This window comes from Streptomyces sp. NBC_00086 (assembly GCF_026343255.1).
GTDB lineage: Bacteria > Actinomycetota > Actinomycetes > Streptomycetales > Streptomycetaceae > Streptomyces.
On sequence record NZ_JAPELZ010000001.1, the window covers coordinates 7,187,219 to 7,203,935 of the forward strand.

19 protein-coding genes are annotated in these 16,717 nt (G+C 72.4%); 9 read left to right on the plus strand and 10 right to left on the minus strand.

The window, feature by feature from the left end; all coding sequences use genetic code 11:
* Window positions 1-20: 20 nt before the first annotated feature.
* The 4 genes from OG276_RS32615 to bioB form a co-directional block, all read right to left on the minus strand.
* Window positions 21-887, minus strand: coding sequence for a DMT family transporter (locus OG276_RS32615; RefSeq protein ID WP_266910837.1), 867 nt, complete (start codon window positions 885-887; stop codon window positions 21-23).
* Window positions 888-1,049: 162 nt separating this feature from the next.
* On the minus strand, window positions 1,050-1,751 hold the full coding sequence (bioD, locus tag OG276_RS32620) for a dethiobiotin synthase (protein ID WP_266910839.1): 702 nt from the start codon (window positions 1,749-1,751) through the stop codon (window positions 1,050-1,052).
* 1 nt (window position 1,752) lies between these two features.
* Window positions 1,753-3,075 (minus strand): adenosylmethionine--8-amino-7-oxononanoate transaminase, encoded by a 1,323-nt coding sequence (locus OG276_RS32625; RefSeq protein ID WP_266910841.1) that lies wholly within the window; start codon window positions 3,073-3,075, stop codon window positions 1,753-1,755.
* Window positions 3,068-4,309, minus strand: a complete 1,242-nt coding sequence (bioB, locus tag OG276_RS32630) for a biotin synthase BioB (protein WP_266910843.1) — start codon at window positions 4,307-4,309, stop codon at window positions 3,068-3,070. The genes OG276_RS32625 and bioB overlap by 8 nt, the downstream gene beginning before the upstream one ends.
* A 157-nt stretch (window positions 4,310-4,466) precedes the next feature.
* On the opposite strand from bioB, the gene OG276_RS32635 reads away from it, so the two are divergent.
* Window positions 4,467-5,642, plus strand: a complete 1,176-nt coding sequence (locus tag OG276_RS32635; protein WP_266910845.1) for an 8-amino-7-oxononanoate synthase — start codon at window positions 4,467-4,469, stop codon at window positions 5,640-5,642.
* Between the two features lie 82 nt (window positions 5,643-5,724).
* Here the strand turns inward: OG276_RS32635 and OG276_RS32640 are convergent, their stop codons facing one another.
* Entirely contained in the window at window positions 5,725-5,946 is a 222-nt protein-coding gene (locus OG276_RS32640; RefSeq protein ID WP_266910847.1) for a DUF397 domain-containing protein, read from the minus strand.
* Between the two features lie 12 nt (window positions 5,947-5,958).
* Complete coding sequence (locus OG276_RS32645; protein ID WP_266910849.1) at window positions 5,959-6,846, minus strand: helix-turn-helix transcriptional regulator; 888 nt, start codon at window positions 6,844-6,846, stop codon at window positions 5,959-5,961.
* Between the two features lie 197 nt (window positions 6,847-7,043).
* On the opposite strand from OG276_RS32645, the gene OG276_RS32650 reads away from it, so the two are divergent.
* Window positions 7,044-7,496, plus strand: coding sequence for an ATP-binding protein (locus tag OG276_RS32650; protein ID WP_266910851.1), 453 nt, complete (start codon window positions 7,044-7,046; stop codon window positions 7,494-7,496).
* Window positions 7,497-7,515: 19 nt separating this feature from the next.
* Here OG276_RS32650 and OG276_RS32655 read toward each other — a convergent pair whose 3' ends face one another.
* Window positions 7,516-7,905 carry a VOC family protein gene (locus OG276_RS32655; RefSeq protein ID WP_266910853.1) on the minus strand — a complete coding sequence of 130 codons (390 nt, stop codon included), beginning with the start codon at window positions 7,903-7,905 and terminating at the stop codon, window positions 7,516-7,518.
* Between the two features lie 304 nt (window positions 7,906-8,209).
* Between OG276_RS32655 and OG276_RS32660 the strand changes: the two genes are divergently transcribed.
* From OG276_RS32660 to OG276_RS32690, 7 genes are all read left to right on the plus strand, one after another.
* A complete protein-coding gene (locus OG276_RS32660) occupies window positions 8,210-8,512 on the plus strand; it encodes an urease subunit gamma (protein WP_266910855.1) in 303 nt (100 codons plus the stop codon).
* A gap of 14 nt (window positions 8,513-8,526) precedes the next feature.
* Entirely contained in the window at window positions 8,527-8,838 is a 312-nt protein-coding gene (locus tag OG276_RS32665) for an urease subunit beta (protein WP_266910857.1), read from the plus strand.
* On the plus strand, window positions 8,831-10,552 hold the full coding sequence (locus tag OG276_RS32670) for an urease subunit alpha (protein ID WP_266910859.1): 1,722 nt from the start codon (window positions 8,831-8,833) through the stop codon (window positions 10,550-10,552). Before OG276_RS32665 ends, OG276_RS32670 begins: the two co-directional genes overlap by 8 nt.
* Window positions 10,553-10,570: 18 nt before the next feature.
* Window positions 10,571-11,245: an urease accessory protein UreF gene (locus OG276_RS32675; protein ID WP_266910861.1), complete on the plus strand. Its 675-nt coding sequence runs from the start codon at window positions 10,571-10,573 to the stop codon at window positions 11,243-11,245.
* Window positions 11,246-11,312: 67 nt separating this feature from the next.
* Window positions 11,313-12,017, plus strand: coding sequence for an urease accessory protein UreG (ureG, locus tag OG276_RS32680; RefSeq protein ID WP_266910863.1), 705 nt, complete (start codon window positions 11,313-11,315; stop codon window positions 12,015-12,017).
* An 80-nt stretch (window positions 12,018-12,097) separates the two neighbouring features.
* Window positions 12,098-12,844: an urease accessory protein UreD gene (locus OG276_RS32685; protein ID WP_266913310.1), complete on the plus strand. Its 747-nt coding sequence runs from the start codon at window positions 12,098-12,100 to the stop codon at window positions 12,842-12,844.
* A gap of 221 nt (window positions 12,845-13,065) precedes the next feature.
* On the plus strand, window positions 13,066-14,760 hold the full coding sequence (locus OG276_RS32690; RefSeq protein ID WP_266910865.1) for an alpha/beta hydrolase: 1,695 nt from the start codon (window positions 13,066-13,068) through the stop codon (window positions 14,758-14,760).
* 42 nt (window positions 14,761-14,802) lie between these two features.
* Here OG276_RS32690 and OG276_RS32695 read toward each other — a convergent pair whose 3' ends face one another.
* From OG276_RS32695 to OG276_RS32705, 3 genes are all read right to left on the minus strand, one after another.
* A complete protein-coding gene (locus tag OG276_RS32695) occupies window positions 14,803-15,513 on the minus strand; it encodes a 1-acyl-sn-glycerol-3-phosphate acyltransferase (RefSeq protein WP_266910867.1) in 711 nt (236 codons plus the stop codon).
* Window positions 15,514-15,590: 77 nt separating this feature from the next.
* On the minus strand, window positions 15,591-15,749 hold the full coding sequence (locus OG276_RS32700) for a hypothetical protein (protein WP_266910869.1): 159 nt from the start codon (window positions 15,747-15,749) through the stop codon (window positions 15,591-15,593).
* A gap of 32 nt (window positions 15,750-15,781) precedes the next feature.
* Complete coding sequence (locus OG276_RS32705; RefSeq protein ID WP_266913312.1) at window positions 15,782-16,711, minus strand: cytochrome c oxidase assembly protein; 930 nt, start codon at window positions 16,709-16,711, stop codon at window positions 15,782-15,784.
* Between the last annotated feature and the right edge of the window lie 6 nt (window positions 16,712-16,717).

The following is a 16,717-nucleotide window of genomic DNA, read 5'->3' on the forward strand; positions in this document are numbered from 1 at the left end:
GTACGGCCGGGGCCGCGGTCTCACGTCGTGCCGGCTTCGGCCCCGGCGCTGTGTCTGGCCAGGGCGAGGACCCCGGCGCAGATCAGGGACAGGCCCAGCACCTGTGGCAGCAGCCACCAGTGGGTCCGCAGGTGTTCCTCGTACAGCAGTACTCCCAGCGCGACGCTGACGCCCGCGTCGCCGAGCGTCAGCGCGGGCTGCGAGGCGACCAGCGGGCCGCCCTGCATGGCGTGTTCGAGGAGCAGGAGCGCGCAGATGCCGGTCGCGGCGAAGCCGTAGGTCTCCCAGGTGCGCAGGAAGGCGCCGATGCCGCCCTCGTCGAGTACGTGCATGGCCGATTTCATCAGTGCGGCGGTCAGCGCGTAGCAGACGGCGGTGGCCGCGCCGAGGCATCCGGCCCGTATCCGGCCGGGCGGCCGCCGCAGGCCGGCCACGGAGAGCGCCGCCACCGCCACGGCGCACGCCGCCAGGGCCACGGCCCACCGGCCGACCGGAACATCCGTACGGTTCCCCGTCGGTGAGGCGGCCACCAGCACGATCCCGAGGCCGGCCACCACCGCTCCCACGGCGAGCCACAACGGCCCCGGCATCCGGGTCCGCGTCACCAGCGAGGCGATCAGGAGCGCGAGCGGCAGCTCCAGGACGAACAGGGGCTGTACGAGGGCCAGCGCGCCCGTGGCCAGCGCCACGGCCTGCCCGGCGCCGGCCGCGATCACGGCCAGGATCCCGCCGATCCAGAGCGGTTGCCGCAGCAGGTCGAGCACCAGCCCGAAGCGGAACCCGTCGCTCTGCGGCACGATGAGCGCCGCCCGCCGCTGGAGCACGGTCGCGAGCGCGTTGCTGAGCGCCGCGAACAGCGCGAAGAGGACCGGCACGAGGAAGCCCACCCCCCGATACTCGGCCGCCCCGCCGCGACTCCCCACCCCGACACCGCCGGGTGGCCGCGCGGCACCGCCCGTTCCCCCGTCCGGCCTTACGGACCGGGGCGAGGAGGCGCCGTACGGAGCCTTGCCGCCCCGGTCCGCCCGCGCGGGCGGGCGGGCGGGGGGTCAGACGGCGGGCGCCGACCAGGTGCCGTGGAGGGGGGCGCCGAGCCAACCGGGCGCCGAGGTACGGAAGGCTGCCGGGGCGAGGGCGCCCGCACCGGCGGGGACCGCGCCCAGGAGGGGGAGCGCCGAGACCGAGGGCAGGTCGGCCAGGTTGCAGCGGGACGCCAGGTCCGGTTCGGCCGGCCAGCTGCCGATCACCACGCCCGGGGAGGTCAGGCCGCGGGCCCGGAGGGCTTCGGCCGTCAGGGCGGTGGAGTTGAGGGTGCCGAGCCCCGCCGGAGCCACGATCAGCACCGGAGCGCCGAGCAGCCGGGCCGCGTCCGCCAGGGTGTGGCCGGCTTCGTCGAAGCGGACCAGGAGGCCGCCCGCGCCCTCGACCAGGACCAGGTCGTGGGAGAGGGCGAGCGCGCGGGCCGCCTCCGCGATCCGCTCCGGGGAGAGCGTCGGGAGACCCGCGCGCCGGGCCGCCGTGTCCGGGGCCAGCGGCTCCGGGTAGCGGGCCAGCTCCACCGTGGTGACGGCGGAGCCGGCCAGCCGGCCGACCTCCGCCGCGTCTCCGGGCTCGTCCGGGCCGACGCCCGTCTGGGCCGGCTTCAGTACGGCCACGGAGAGGCCCGCCGCGAGCGCCGCCGCCGCGACGGCCGAGGTGACGACCGTCTTGCCGATCTCGGTTCCCGTCCCCGAGACCATCAGCACCGCCATGTCAGGCCTCCTTCGCGGCCGCGACCACGGCCCGGCAGATGCGGGCCACGTCCGCGTCGCCCGTCACGAACGGCGGCATCGTGTAGATCAGGTCCCGGAACGGGCGCAGCCAAACGCCCTCCCGGACCGCCGCCGCCGTGGCGCGGGCCATGTCGACCGGGTGGTCGAGCTGGATGACGCCGATCGCGCCCAGGACCCGTACCTCCCGGACGCCCGGCAGGTCCGCGGCCGGGGCCAGGCCCTCCAGCAGGGCCGCCTCGATGCGCTTGACCTCGCCCTGCCAGTCCTGGCCGAGCAGCAGGTCGATGGAGGCCAGGGCCACCGAGGTGGCCAGCGGGTTGCCCATGAAGGTTGGCCCGTGGGCCAGGACCGGGACCGCGCCGCGTGAGATCCCGTCCGCGACCCGCTCGGTGCAGAGCGTCGCGGCCAGGGTGAGGTAACCGCCGGTCAGCGCCTTGCCCAGGCACATCACGTCCGGGGTGATCCCGGCGTGGTCCGCCGCGAACAGCGCGCCCGTGCGGCCGAAGCCCGTGGCGATCTCGTCCAGGATCAGCAGCACATCGAACTCGTCGCACAGCTCCCGCAGCACCCGCAGGTAGCCCGGGTTGTGGAACTGCATGCCGCCCGCGCCCTGGACCACCGGCTCCACGATCACGGCCGCCAGTTCGTCCCGGTGCGCGGAGAACAGGGAGCGCAGGTGGGCGGCGTAGGACTCCTCCACGGGAGCCGAGAAGCCGCTCGGCGGCGCGTCCGCGAAGAGCTGGCGCGGGAGGATGCCCGACCACAGCTCGTGCATGCCGCCCTCGGGGTCGCAGACGGCCATCGGCTGCCAGGTGTCCCCGTGGTAGCCGCCGCGCCAGGTGAGGAGGCGGCTCTTCTCGGGGCGCCCGACCGAACGCCAGTACTGGAGGCACATCTTCACCGCGACCTCGACCGAGACCGAGCCCGAGTCGGCGAGGAAGACGTGCTCCAGGCCCGCCGGGGTGAGTTCGACGAGCTTGGCGGCCAGCCGGACGGCGGGCTCGTGGGTGAGCCCGCCGAACATCACGTGTGACATCCGGCCGAGCTGGCCGGTGACGGCCTCGTTCAGCGCCGGGTGGTTGTACCCGTGGATCGCCGACCACCAGGAGGACATGCCGTCGACCAGCTCGTCGTGTCCCTGCGACGGCTCGGCCAGCCGCAGGCGGACCCCCGAGGCGGAGGCGACGACGAGCGGCTCCTGGCGCCCGGGCATCGGGCCGTACGGGTGCCAGACGTGCTGCCGGTCCAGCGCGAGCAGTTCGCGGGCCGGCAGCGCGTCGGGCGCGTGGTGCTGATCAGGCATTGGGAGCGAGATCCGTTCCCGCACCGCGACGGCGGACCGCCACCAGGCCGGACCGGACCTCGCCCGCTTCCGCCTGGACCGGTACGGGGGCCTCGTGCCCGGCGTGCCCCGAGCAGCCGCCGCACGCCGAACCGCAGCCGGCCTCGTCCGCCGTGGCGGAGGAGCCGCAGACGGAGGCGCCGGAGCCGGAGTTCTTCGAGCCGCAGCCGCCGGTGGGTGCCGTGACCTCGGAGCGGTGCGCGGGCAGGGTCGTCGTACCGGCGCCCTCCACCTCGAAACCGGCGTCCGCGATCATGTCGAGGTCGGCCTGCCCGGCCTGCCCCTCGCTGGTCAGGTAGTCGCCCAGGAAGATCGAGTTCGCCACGTGCAGCGCGAGGGGCTGCATGGTGCGCAGGTGCACCTCGCGGCCGCCCGCGATCCGGACCTCGACGTCGGGGCAGACGAAGCGGACCATCGCGAGGATGCGCAGGGCGCGCTGCGGGGTGAGGTTCCACTCCTTGGCCAGCGGGGTTCCCTCGAAGGGGATCAGGAAGTTGACCGGCACCGAGTCGCTGTCGAGCTCGCGCAGCGCGTAGACGACGTCGACGAGGTCCTCGTCGCTCTCGCCCATGCCCGCGATCAGGCCCGAGCAGGCCGACAGGCCGGCGGCGTGCGCCTTCTGCACCGTGTCGACCCGGTCCGCGTAGGTGTGGGTCTTGGTGATCTGGCCGTACGTGGCCTCGGAGGTGTTGAGGTTGTGGTTGTAGGCATCCGCACCCGCGTCCTTCAGGCGCTCGGCCTGGCCGTCCGACAGCAGGCCGAGGCAGGCGCACACCTCGACGCCCTCGTTCTGCTCCTTGATGGCCTCGATCGTCTTGCCGACGCGGTCCACGTCACGGTCCGTCGGACCGCGCCCGCTCGCCACCAGGCACACCCGCTTCGCCCCGCCGGCGACGCCCGCGGCCGCGGCCTGGGAGGCCTCATCGGGCTTCAGCCACGTGTACTTGAGGATCTCGGCCTTCGATCCCAGCCGCTGGGAACAGTACGAGCAGTCCTCGGGGCAGAGCCCCGACTTCAGGTTGACCAGGTAGTTCAGCTTGACCCGGCGGCCGAACCACTGCCGGCGCACCTTGCCGGCCGCGGCCACCACGTCGAGCAGTTCGTCGTCAGAGGTCGCCAGCACGGCGAGTGCCTCTTCGCGGGTCGGCAGCTCACGCCGCAGCCCCTTGTCCACGAGGGTGTTCAGCAGGTCCATGCTGTCGATCCTGTCCCACCCGGGTACTCCCGGCCAAGGAGAGATCGAACAACATGGCCGGAAGAAGGTGTGTGTATCGCCACACCTGACGCAGGGGTCACGGGCGGTTAGGGTCGGGCAGGTCTGTGGACTGCCGACAAAAACCCGAGGACCGTCGATGCCGCACCAGCACACCCCCGCCCCCGTGGACGTCTTCTCCTGGATCGACGACGCGGAGCGTGCCAGGGAGCAGGCCGGACTGGTCCGGACGCTGCGTCCGCGTCCGGCCTCCTCCCCGCTCCTCGATCTCGCGAGCAACGACTACCTCGGGCTGTCCCGGCACCCGGAGACCGTACGGGGCGCGCGCGAGGCCGCCGAGCGCTGGGGCGCGGGAGCCACCGGATCGCGCCTGGTCACCGGCACCACCGAACTGCACGCCGAGCTGGAGCGGGAGCTGGCCGCCTTCTGCGGGTTCGAGGCGGCGCTGGTCCTGTCCTCCGGATACGCGGCGAACCTGGCCGCCGTCACCGCGCTCAGCGACCGGGGCACCCTGGTGGTCTCCGACGCCGGCAACCACGCCTCGATCGTGGACGGCTGCCGGCTGTCGCGCGCCGAGACCGCCGTGGTCCCGCACTCCGACCCGGACGCGGCCCGCAAGACGCTCGCCGCCCACCGGGGGCGGGCGCTGCTGGTCACCGACTCGGTGTTCTCGGTCGACGGGGACGCCGCGCCGCTCGCGGCCCACGCCGAGGCCTGCCGGGCCGAGGGCGCGGCCCTGCTCGTGGACGACGCGCACGGTCTCGGGGTGCTGGGCGAGGGCGGCCGCGGGGCGCTGTACGCCGCCGGACTCGCGGGGGCTCCCGGGGTCGTCGCGACGCTGACCCTCTCGAAGTCCCTGGGCAGCCAGGGCGGGGCGGTGCTCGGCCCGGCCAAGGTGATCCGGCACCTGGTCAACACGGCCCGGACCTTCATCTTCGACACCGGGCTGGCCCCTGCCGCGACGGGCGCCGCACTGGCCGCCCTGCGCCTGCTGGAGCGGGAACCGGAGCGTGCGGACCGTGCCCGCGCGGTGGCCGCCGAACTGTACGGGCGGCTCACCGCGTCCGGCCTGACCGCGGCCCGGCCGGACGCGGCCGTGGTGTCGGTGCGGGCCCCGTCGGCTTCGGCGGCACTGCGCTGGGCCGCCGACTGCCGCGAGGCAGGTCTGTCCGTGGGGTGCTTCCGGCCGCCGTCGGTGCCGGACGGCATCTCCCGGCTGCGACTGACCGCGCGGGCGGATCTCACGGGGGTGGAGATCGGCCGTGCGGTGGAGACGATCCTGGGGACCGCTCCGGCCGGAGCCACGGACCTCTAGGCGGAGCCGTTACGGGCGCTCCCGCCTTGCCATGCCTTGCCTTGCGATGCCACGCCTTGGCTGAGCCTGGCCTGAGCCGTGCCTACGTCTCCAGATCCGCACGAACGGAGACGAGGAAGCCGGTCCAGGCCGGCCCGGTGAAGAGCACGGCCGGGCCGTCCGTCCGCTTGGAGTCGCGGACGGCGAGCAGGCCGCCGCCGAGGGCGGCCGTTTCCACGCAGTTGTTCATTCCGGTGCTGCGGCTGCTTCGCCGCCACCGTGCGCTGTTCAGAAGTCCGCCTGTGGATAAGGGGGTTGCGGACACGGAGGTGCCTCCTTACGCGTCGTCAGCGAGGGCGCTGATGAGATCCGACGAATCGCGGGGCGGGAGGGCGTGCGCCTGGATGGTGCGGAACGCGGCGCTGTACGCCTCAAGGTCTTCCTTCCGCTCCAGATAGAGGCTACTCGTCAAATGGTCGAGTACCACCACATCCAGATCGGCGATGTTCGGAAATGAGAAGATGACGAACGGTCCGGTGAGGCCGAGATGTCCCCCCACGCTGAACGGCAGTACCTGAAGCCGCACTTGGGGCAAACGCGCCACCTCCACCAGGTGCCTCAGCTGTTCCTCCATCACCCCCGCCCCGCCGATCGTGCGCCGCAGCACCGCCTCGTCGAGCACCGCGCTCAGCTCCAGCGGCGGATCGGCCCGCAGTACGGACTGACGTGCCAGCCGTACGTCGACCAGCGCGTCCACCTTGGGCTCCGGCAGCCCGCCCAGGGCGGCCCGGGTCACGGCGCGCGCGTACTCCGGGGTCTGGAGCAGTCCCGGCACCACGGACAGCTCGACGGTGCGGGCCGACCGGGCCCCCGCCTCCAGGCTGATGAAGTCCCGGTACTCCTGTGGCAGCAGTCCCCGGTAGTCGTGCCACCACTGGCGGCCGCGCCCGGTGTCGTCGTCCGGGGCGGGGCCCGCCGCCGAGGCCGAGAGGGCCTCCAGCAGGGCGCGCTGCTGCACGCTCACGACGTCTTCCCCGTAGACGTCGAGCAGCAGCCGGATGTCCTCGACCTTGACGCCGCTGCGCCCCGTCTCGATACGACTGATCTTCGACTGGTGCCATCCCGCCAGCCGGGCCGCCTCACCACTGGTGAGTCCGGTCCGGTCGCGAAGGGCACGCAGTTCCTCGCCGAGCTTGCGTCGGCGCACCGCGGGACCATGCTGCACACCCGCCTCCTTCCACCGGCACAGCTCGCACCAGTCTGCCGTCCAAATACGCTCTTCCGTAGCAGAGTTCACCGCATTGAGCGACAGATATATGCATATCTTGAGGGATCTGCGGAAACGGCGGGACGATGGGTGGCACTCTGGCGTCCAGCACAGATCCGGGGCGGCTTCGCCCCGGTGGGAAAGGGACCGTCGCCATGGCAGATCATCAGGAAGCATCCGTTACTCTGCCGAGCGATCCCGCCTCGGTCGCGGCCGCCCGCCGCTACGTGGCGGAGGTGCTGGGCGAGTGGGGACTGTCCGAGGGGACCGAGGCCGCCGACAGCATCCGGCTGATCGTCTCGGAACTGGCCACCAACTCCGTGCAGCACACCTTCGGCAAGTCGCCGACCTTCACCGTGGACATCCGCCTGGAGCGCGAGGAGTGGCTCCGCATCGGCGTCACCGACAGCCACCCGCGCTGGCCCAAGCGGCTCCCGGCCGCCGTCCAGCAGGACAACGGCCGGGGGATGGTCATCATCCGCTGGCTCGCCGCGGAAGCGGGCGGCCGGCTCTCGGTCAGCCCGACCGAGGACGGCGGCAAGACCGTGTGGATCGCCCTGCCCTGGGTGGCCGCCGGAGCGCCGGTGCGGACCGCCACCGGCTGCTGACCGGCGGGGCGTCACGACGTCAGGACCCGGCGCGCTCCGCGGCGCTGCGCTCTATGCAGAGTTCGTTGCCCTCCGGGTCGGCGAGCACGGCCCAACCGGTCCCGTCCGGCCGGCGCTGGTCGGACACCAGCTTCGCGCCGAGCCCGAGCAGCCGCTCCACGTTCTCGTCGCGGGTGCCGGTGGTCGGCTGGATGTCCAAGTGGACCCGGTTCTTCCCGGACTTGCCCTCCGGCACCTGGATGAACAGCAGTCCGGTCACCCCCGGCTGCCCTGGCACCAGCGAGATCTCGGGGTCGTCCGCCAGGTCGTCCGGGTGAATGGGCCAGCCGGTGACCTCGGACCAGAACTGCGCCAGCGCGTACGGCTCCTGCGCGTCGAAGGTGATGTGGTGGACGGGGTTCGCGAACATGCTGCTCCTCGTGGACGGCTCCGTATACGGAACCGGGCTGTGCGACGCCCGGAGTTGAACCGGGTACCTGCACGAAACGTGGGTTAACTCAGCGGAAAAGCGCGGCACCTAGCGTAACGGCCACGTTCCTTCCGCCAATGGTCACCCATGGGCCGGCAAAGCGGCGGTGGGCGGGACGGAAAGTCTTTCCTTGTGTTGGGCAAGACACGCTTGGCTCGGATATGCGCAGGTCAACAAAGTGTTGACGGCCCATAAGGTCGGCTCGGCGCGATGTTGATCATGTCCCGGAAGCTTGGTGATTGCTGTGCAGCTGACCCCCCACGAGCAGGAGAGACTGCTCATCCACGTCGCCGCCGACGTGGCCGAGAGACGCAAGGCGCGGGGCGTACTCCTCAACCATCCCGAGGCGATCGCCCTGATCACGGCACACCTCCTCGAAGGGGCCCGCGACGGCCGGACGGTGGCCGAGCTGATGGCCTCCGGGCGGACCGTGCTCTCCCGCGAGGAGGTCATGGAGGGGATACCCGAGATGATCCACGACGTCCAGGTCGAGGCGACCTTCCCGGACGGCACCAAGCTCGTCACCGTCCACGACCCCATCGTCTGAGAGCGAGTGCCCGCATGATCCCCGGCGAAATCGCCTACGGGGACGGCCCGGTGCGCCTCAACGAAGGCCGGCCCGTCACCCGACTCACCGTGCTCAACGCCGCCGACCGGCCCGTCCAGGTCGGCTCGCACTACCACTTCGCCGAGGCCAACCCCGGCCTCGACTTCGACCGCCGCGCGGCCCACGGCCTGCGGCTCGACATCGCCGCCGGCACCGCGGTCCGCTTCGAGCCGGGCATCCCGGTTGCCGTGGCCCTCGTACCGCTGGCCGGGCTGCGCACCGTGCCGGGACTGCGCGGGGAGACCGGAGGGCCGCTCGATGGCTGAGATATCGCGCCAGGTCTACGCCGACCTCTTCGGGCCCACCACGGGCGACCGCATCCGCCTCGCCGACACCGACCTCTTCGTCGAGATCGAGCAGGACCTCGGCGGCGGGCCCGGCCTGGCCGGCGACGAGGCCGTCTTCGGCGGCGGCAAGGTCATCCGCGAATCCATGGGCCAGGCCCGCACCACCCGCGCCGAGGGCGCCGCCGACACCGTCATCACCGGAGTGGTGATCCTCGACCACTGGGGCATCGTCAAGGCCGACGTCGGCATCCGCGACGGCCGGATCTGCGGCATCGGCAAGGCCGGCAACCCCGACACCATGGACGGCGTCGACCGCGCCCTGGTGATCGGCCCCGAGACCGAGATCATCGCGGGCAACGGGAAGATCCTCACCGCGGGCGCCGTCGACGCCCACGTCCACTTCATCTCCCCGACCGTGATCGACGAGGCCCTCGCCTCCGGCATCACCACCCTCGTCGGCGGCGGCACCGGACCCGCCGAGGGCACCAAGGCCACCACCGTCACCCCCGGACCCTGGCACCTGGCCCGGATGTTCGCCGCGCTGGAGTCCCACCCCGTCAACATCGGCCTGCTCGGCAAGGGCAACACCATGTCCCGCGAGGGCATGTACTCCCAACTGCGCGGCGGAGCACTCGGCTTCAAGCTCCACGAGGACTGGGGATCCACCCCGGCCGTCATCGACGCCTGCCTCACCGTCTGCGAGGAGACCGGTGCCCAGGCCGCCATCCACACCGACACCCTCAACGAGGCCGGGTTCGTCGCCGACACCCTCGCCGCCATCGGCGGGCGGACCATCCACTCGTACCACACCGAAGGCGCGGGCGGCGGGCACGCACCCGACATCATCACCGTGGTCTCCGAGCCCAACATCCTGCCCAGCTCCACCAACCCGACCCGGCCGCACACCGTCAACACCGTCGAGGAACACCTCGACATGCTGATGGTCTGCCACCACCTCAACCCCGCCGTCCCCGAAGACCTGGCCTTCGCCGAGTCCCGGATCCGGCCCTCCACCATCGCCGCCGAGGACGTCCTGCACGACCTCGGAGCCATCTCGATCATCTCCTCCGACGCCCAGGCCATGGGCCGCGTCGGCGAGGTGATCCTGCGCACCTGGCAGACGGCCCACGTCATGAAGAAGCGGCGCGGCCCCCTGCCCGGCGACGGGCCCGCCGACAACCACCGGGCCAGGCGCTACATCGCCAAGTACACGATCAACCCGGCCGTCGCCCAGGGCCTGGCCCGCGAGATCGGCTCCGTCGAGACCGGCAAGCTCGCCGACCTGGTGCTGTGGAAGCCCGCCTTCTTCGGGGTCAAACCCGAACTGGTCATCAAGGGAGGCCAGATCGCCTACGCGCAGATGGGCGATGCCAACGCCTCCATCCCCACCCCGCAGCCGGTCCTGCCGCGCCCGATGTTCGGGGCGTACGGGCGGGCCCCCGGGCTCAACTCGGTCAACTTCACTTCCCAGGCGGCCCTCGACGACGGACTGCCCGAACGGCTCGGGCTCGGCAAGGAGTTCGTCGCCATCGAGAGCACCCGCAAGGTCACCAAGGCGGACATGCGCAACAACGACGCCATGCCGAGGGTGGAAGTCGACGCCGACACCTTCACCGTCACCATCGACGGCGAGGTGGTGGAACCGGCCCCGGCGGCCGAACTCCCCATGGCCCAGCGCTATTTCCTCTTCTGACGGGAGGGGCCTGTTCCGATGAGCCTCGCCACCCTCCTCGTCCTCGCCGACGGCCGCTTCCCCGCCGGAGGCCACGCCCACTCCGGCGGGGCCGAGGCCGCCTGCAAGGCGGGCCGCATCCACGACGCCGCCACCCTGGCGGAGTTCTGCCGGGGCCGGCTGCACACCGCCGGGCTCGTCGCGGCGGGCCTCGCCGCGGCGGCCGCCCTCGGGATCGACCCGGCGGCCCTCGACGAAGCCGCCGACGCCCGGACCCCGTCACCCGCGCTGCGCGCCTCCGCGCGACGGCTCGGGCGCCAGCTGATGCGGGCCGCCCGCGCCACCTGGCCCGGCGCCGAACTGGACGCGATGGCCGCCGCGTTCCCGCGCGGGGCGCACCAGCCCGTGGTGCTCGGCGTCACCGCCCGCTCGGCGGGGCTCCGACCACTGGACGCCGCGCACGTGGCGGCGTACGAGAGCGTGGGCGGGCCGGCCACCGCCACCGTACGGCTGCTCGGCCTGGACCCCTTCGAGGCGAGCCGGGTCCTGGCAGGGCTCGCCCCCGAGCTGGACTCCGTGTCCCGGCAGGCGGTGCGGGCCGCGCTGCGGGCCCGCACCGACGGTACGCACACCCTGCCCGCGGCCTCCTCACCGCTGCTGGACATCGCGGCGCAGGCCCATGCCGACTGGCCGGTACGTCTGTTCGCCTCCTGACCCGCCCCCCACCCCGCAGCCCGCGCGGCGGACCCCGCCCCCCTGCTTCAGCTCAAGGAGACCCCCCATGCACCTCGACCACTCCCTCGGCGGCGTGACCTTCCCGCACCGCCACACCCACAGCGCCGAGCCGCTGCGGGCGGACGGGACCCGCCGCGCCCTGCGCATCGGCCTCGGCGGGCCCGTCGGCTCCGGGAAGACCGCCACCGTCGCCGCGCTCTGCAGGGCCCTGCGCACGGAGCTGTCCATGGCCGTGGTCACCAACGACATCTACACCCGCGAGGACGCCGAGTTCCTGCTCCGCGAAGCCGTCCTGCCGCCCGAGCGGATCAGCGCCGTGGAGACCGGCGCCTGCCCGCACACCGCCATCCGCGACGACATCTCCGCCAACCTGGAAGCCGTGGAGGAGCTGGAGGAGGCCTTCCACGGGAACGGACGGCTCGACCTGATCCTCGTCGAGTCCGGCGGCGACAACCTCACCGCCACCTTCTCCCGGGGCCTCGTCGACGCCCAGATCTTCGTCATCGACGTGGCCGGCGGCGACGACATCCCGCGCAAGGGCGGCCCCGGCGTCACCACCGCGGACCTGCTCGTCGTCAACAAGACCGACCTCGCCCCCCACGTCGGCTCGGACCTGGACCGGATGGCCCGCGACGCCGCCGCCCAGCGCGGCGAACTCCCTGTCGCCTTCCAGTCCTTGCGCGGCGAGGAGGGCGTGGCCCCGGTGGCCGCCTGGGTGCGCGAGCGGATCGCCGCCTGGACCGCCCGGTGAGCCCCACGGTCATCCCCGCGGCCGTCCCCACGGCGCCGGGCGCGCCCCCCGCCGGCCCCCCGGCCCCCGCTCCGGCCGGCCTGCGCGCCACCGCCCGGATCGGCGCCACCACCGACGGGCGGGGCGGCACCGCCCTGCCCCTGCTGGCCGGGGAGGGGCCGCTCGCCCTGCGCCGCACCCGGGGCGGGCCCGGTGAGGCGGGCGTCATGCTGGTCGGCGCCATGAGCGCCCCCCTCGGCGGTGACCACCTCACGGTCGAGGCCGCCGCGGGACCGGGCGCCCGGCTGGTGTTCCGCTCGGCGGCGGCCACCCTGGCACTGCCCGGCCGGCACGGAGAACCCGCGCGGTACGACGTACGGCTCCGGCTCGGGGACGGGGCGGCGGTGCGCTGGCTCCCGGAGCCCCTCGTCTCGGTGCGCGGCAGCGACCTGCGGGTCCGTACCCGCGCCGAACTCGCCCCCACCGCCCGGCTCCTGCTGCGCGAGGAGCAGGTGCTCGGCCGCACCGGAGAGGCTCCCGGCCTGCTGCGCGCCCGGCTCGCCGTGACCCGGGACGGGCGCCCGCTGCTGGACCAGGAGCTCGCCTGCGGACCGGGCGCACCCGGCGGCTGGGACGGCCCGGCGGGACTCGCGGGCCACCGGGCACTGGGGCAGCTGCTGGTGGTGGACCCGGAGTTCGCGAAGGCCCCGCCGCAGGCAGGGATGCTGGGGGAGTTCGCCGCGCTCACCCCGCTGGCGGGTCCGGCCGTCCTGGTCACGGCCCTGGCCCCGGACGCACTGCGGCTGCGCGAACTGCTCGACTCCGCCTGCGCCGCCTACGGTTGGTGAACCCCGGGACCGCCACGGCCGGCGGCCCACCGAACCCCGGACGAACCAGACACCGCTCAGCGGTACACCCATTTCCGGATATCGGGTTGGCAAAGAACCGCCCCGTGCTCTGTTGCCCGCTCCTGGTCAGGCGGAAGTATCCCCACCACGTGCCGACGCACATCCACACCGGCACGAACCACGCCGCCCACGGCGGCAGATGACGCAGGGGGAACAACCACGTGATACGCAACGCGGTGCTGGGGAGCGCCGCCACTCTGGTCACCGGCACGCTGGCGGCGAGCCTGTTGCTCGCCCCGTCGGCGTCGGCCTCCTCGGCCTCGTCGGGCTTCTCCGGCCCTTCCGGCCGTGACAACCCGATCGCCGAGGCGTTCGGCACCCAGATCGCCGCCGCCCGCGCGGCCCGCACCGGGATCGACTGGAAGGACTGTCCGCCCGACTGGGGCTTCGCGGCGCCCATCCAGTGCGGCTACGTGAAGGTCCCGCTCGACTACAGCAAGCCCTTCGGCAAGACGATCGACATCGCGGTCGACCGCGCCGTCAGCACCGGCACCAAGGAAGAGCGCCAGGGCGCGCTCCTCTACAACCCGGGCGGCCCGGGCGCCTCCGGCATGCGCTTCCCCCGCCGGATCACCACCAAGAGCCCGCTGTGGGTCAACACCGCGAAGGCGTACGACTTCGTGGGCTTCGACCCGCGCGGCGTCGGCCACTCCGCGCCGATCTCCTGCATTGACCCGCAGGAGTACGTCAAGGCCCCCAAGGCCGACCCGGTGCCGGACAGCAAGGCCGACAAGAACGCCCAGCGCAAGCTCGCCGAGGAGTACGCGGACGGCTGCAAGGAGCGCAGCGGCGAGATGCTGCCGTTCATGACCACGCCGAACATCGCGCGTGACCTGGACGTCATCCGTGCCGCCCTCGGCGAGAAGAAGCTGAACTTCATCGGCGTCTCCTACGGCACCTACATCGGCGGGGTCTACGCGACCCTGTTCCCGACGCACGTGCGCCGCATGATCGTCGACAGCGTGGTGGACCCCTCCCGCGACAACATCTGGTACGAGGCCAACCTCGGCCAGGACGTCGCCTTCCAGATGCGCTGGAACGACTGGGAGGACTGGGTCGCCAAGAACGACGCCTCCTTCCACCTCGGCACCACCCGCGCCGAGGTCGAGGCCAAGTGGCTGAAGCTGCGCGCGAAGGCCAAGGCCAACCCGCTCGGCGGGATCGTCGGCCCGGCCGAGCTCATCGGCTTCTTCCAGAGCGCCCCGTACTACGACTCCTCCTGGGTGCCCGTCGCCCAGACCTGGGCCGCGTACGAGGCCGGCGACGAGCAGGCGCTGATCGACGCCATCGCCCCCGACATGAGCGACATCCAGGGCAACGCCTCGGCGGAGAACGGCAACGCCGTCTACACCGCGGTCGAGTGCGCCGACGCCAAGTGGCCCACCAGCTGGTCCAAGTGGGACCGGGACAACACCAAGCTGCACGCCCAGTACCCCTTCATGACCTGGGCCAACGCGTGGATGAACCTGCCCTGCGCCACCTGGAAGTCCAAGCAGCACCACGCGATCGAGGTCGGTGTCGGCGCCCACCGCGGCCTGCCGCCGGTACTGATCGTGCAGTCCGAGCGTGACGCCGCCACGCCGTACAAGGGCGGGGTCTCGCTGAACAAGCGGCTCGCCGGCTCGCGTCTGATCACCGAGCAGAACGCCGGCTCGCACGGTGTCACCAACCTGGTGAACCCCTGCATCAACACCCGGGTGGACACCTACCTGCTCACCGGCCAGGTGGACGCCCAGAACGTGACGTGCGGTCCGCACGCCACCCCGGTGGCCCCGGCGCCCGTCGCCGCCAAGCTGCTCGCGCCGGCCCCGGCCGCCGACCAGCGGGCGATCGACGAGCTCCCCGCCATCCGCTAGCCGGACCGGGCGGGCACCGTTCCGCTCCGCACGGGAGAGGGCTCAGCGCGTCCTGCGCCGGGCCTTCTTCCGTGCTTCCTCTTCCTCCGCCTTGACGTCGGCGGCGTACCGGTCCACGTACTCCTGGCCGGACAGGGCGAGGACCTCGTACATGATCTCGTCGGTGACGGCCCGCAGCACGGCCCGCTCGCCCTCCATCCCCGCGTACCGGGAGAAGTCCAGCGGCCGGCCGAAGCGGATCGTGACCCGGCGGATCTTGGGGATCTTCTGTCCGGGCGGCTGGATCTCGAAGGTCCCGACCATCGCGCACGGGACGACGGGCACCGCGGCGCCCAGGGCCATCGCCGCCACTCCGACCTTGCCCTTGTACAGCCGCCCGTCGTGCGAGCGGGTGCCCTCCGGGTAGATGCCCAGCAGCTCGCCCTTGGACAGCACCCCGAGCCCCTCGCGGAGCGCGGCCTGACCCGCGTCCTTGCCGGAGCGGTCGACCGGGATCTGTCCGGCACTGCGGAAGAAGGCGGCGGTGAGCCGTCCCTTCAGGCCCGGTCCGGTGAAGTACTCGGCCTTGGCGAGGAAGGTGATGCGCCGCGTCAGGATCGCGGGCATCAGGAAGTGGTCGGAGAACGACAGGTGGTTGCCCGCGATGATCGCGGCCCCGTCCTCCGGGATGTTCTCCAGTCCTTCGATGCGGGGCCGGAACAGGAGCCGCAGCAGCGGCCCCAGGATCACGTGCTTGAGCAAGTGGTAGAACACCAAGCGGCTCCCGTCGACGTCCCGTGGTCAGGGGACATCCTACGGACGGTCAGCCATCGATCGCAGGGGGCGGCGGCTCAGGCACTGCCCGTGGCCGCCATTCCCGCGGTGAGCAGCCCCAGCACCACCCAGCCGAACCACAGCCAGCCGTTGCTTCCGAGGGCCACGGAATACGTGGCGATCGCCACCAGAGAGGCGAAGGTCATCACTGCCATCGCCTTCACGGATCCGGTCATGCCCCATGGTGGCGCCTGAAGGCGGTCCGGCGCTACTGGCCACGCGCTTGGAGCGAGGCGAGATACGAGTTGTAGGCCGCCAGCTCCTGATCCCCGTTGCGGTCCTCGGACCGGTCGGAGCGCTTCGCGGCCCGCTGTTCCGAGTGGTACCACTGGTAGACCAGCGCGATCAGCACCAGCACCGAGGGGATCTCGCTGAAGGCCCAGGCGATTCCGCCGCCCCACTGCTGGTCGAGCAGGGGGTCGATGCCGAGGGAGGCGGGCGGGTTCGCGTACGTCTTGATCATCGGCTCGCTGGCCATCATCAGCGCGATGCCGAAGAAGGCGTGGAAGGGCATTCCGGCGAACAGCTCCAGCATCCGCATCACGTAGCCGGGGCGGTGCGGGCCCGGGTCCACGCCCATGATCGGCCAGAAGAAGACGAGGCCGACGGCGAGGAAGTGCACCATCATCGCGATGTGGCCCGTCTTCGACCCCATCAGGAAGTCGAAGAGCGGGGTGAAGTACAGGCCGTAGAGGCTGGCGATGAACATCGGGATGGTGAACACCGGATGGGTGATCACCTTCATGTACCGGCTGTGCAGGAGCATCAGGAGCAGCTCGCGCGGCCCCTTGTGACCTCGGGCCGCCGGCGCCAGCGCGCGCAGGGCCAGCGTCACGGGCGCGCCCAGCAGCAGCAGGATCGGGCTGAGCATGCTGATCACCATGTGCTGGACCATGTGCACGCTGAACATGACCATGCCGTAGTCGTTCAGCTTGGTGCACATCACCAGGGCCACGCTCAGCACGCCGATGGTGAAGCCGATCGTCCGCCCGACCGGCCAGGCGTCCCCGCGCCGGCGCAGCCGCACCACGCCCCACCCGTACAGCGCGAGGCCGAGGATCGAGCCGATGAGGAAGAAGGCGTCGAAGGAGAACTCCAGCCCGCGCCCGAGGGTGAAGGGCGGCAGGTCCATCTTCATGTCCAT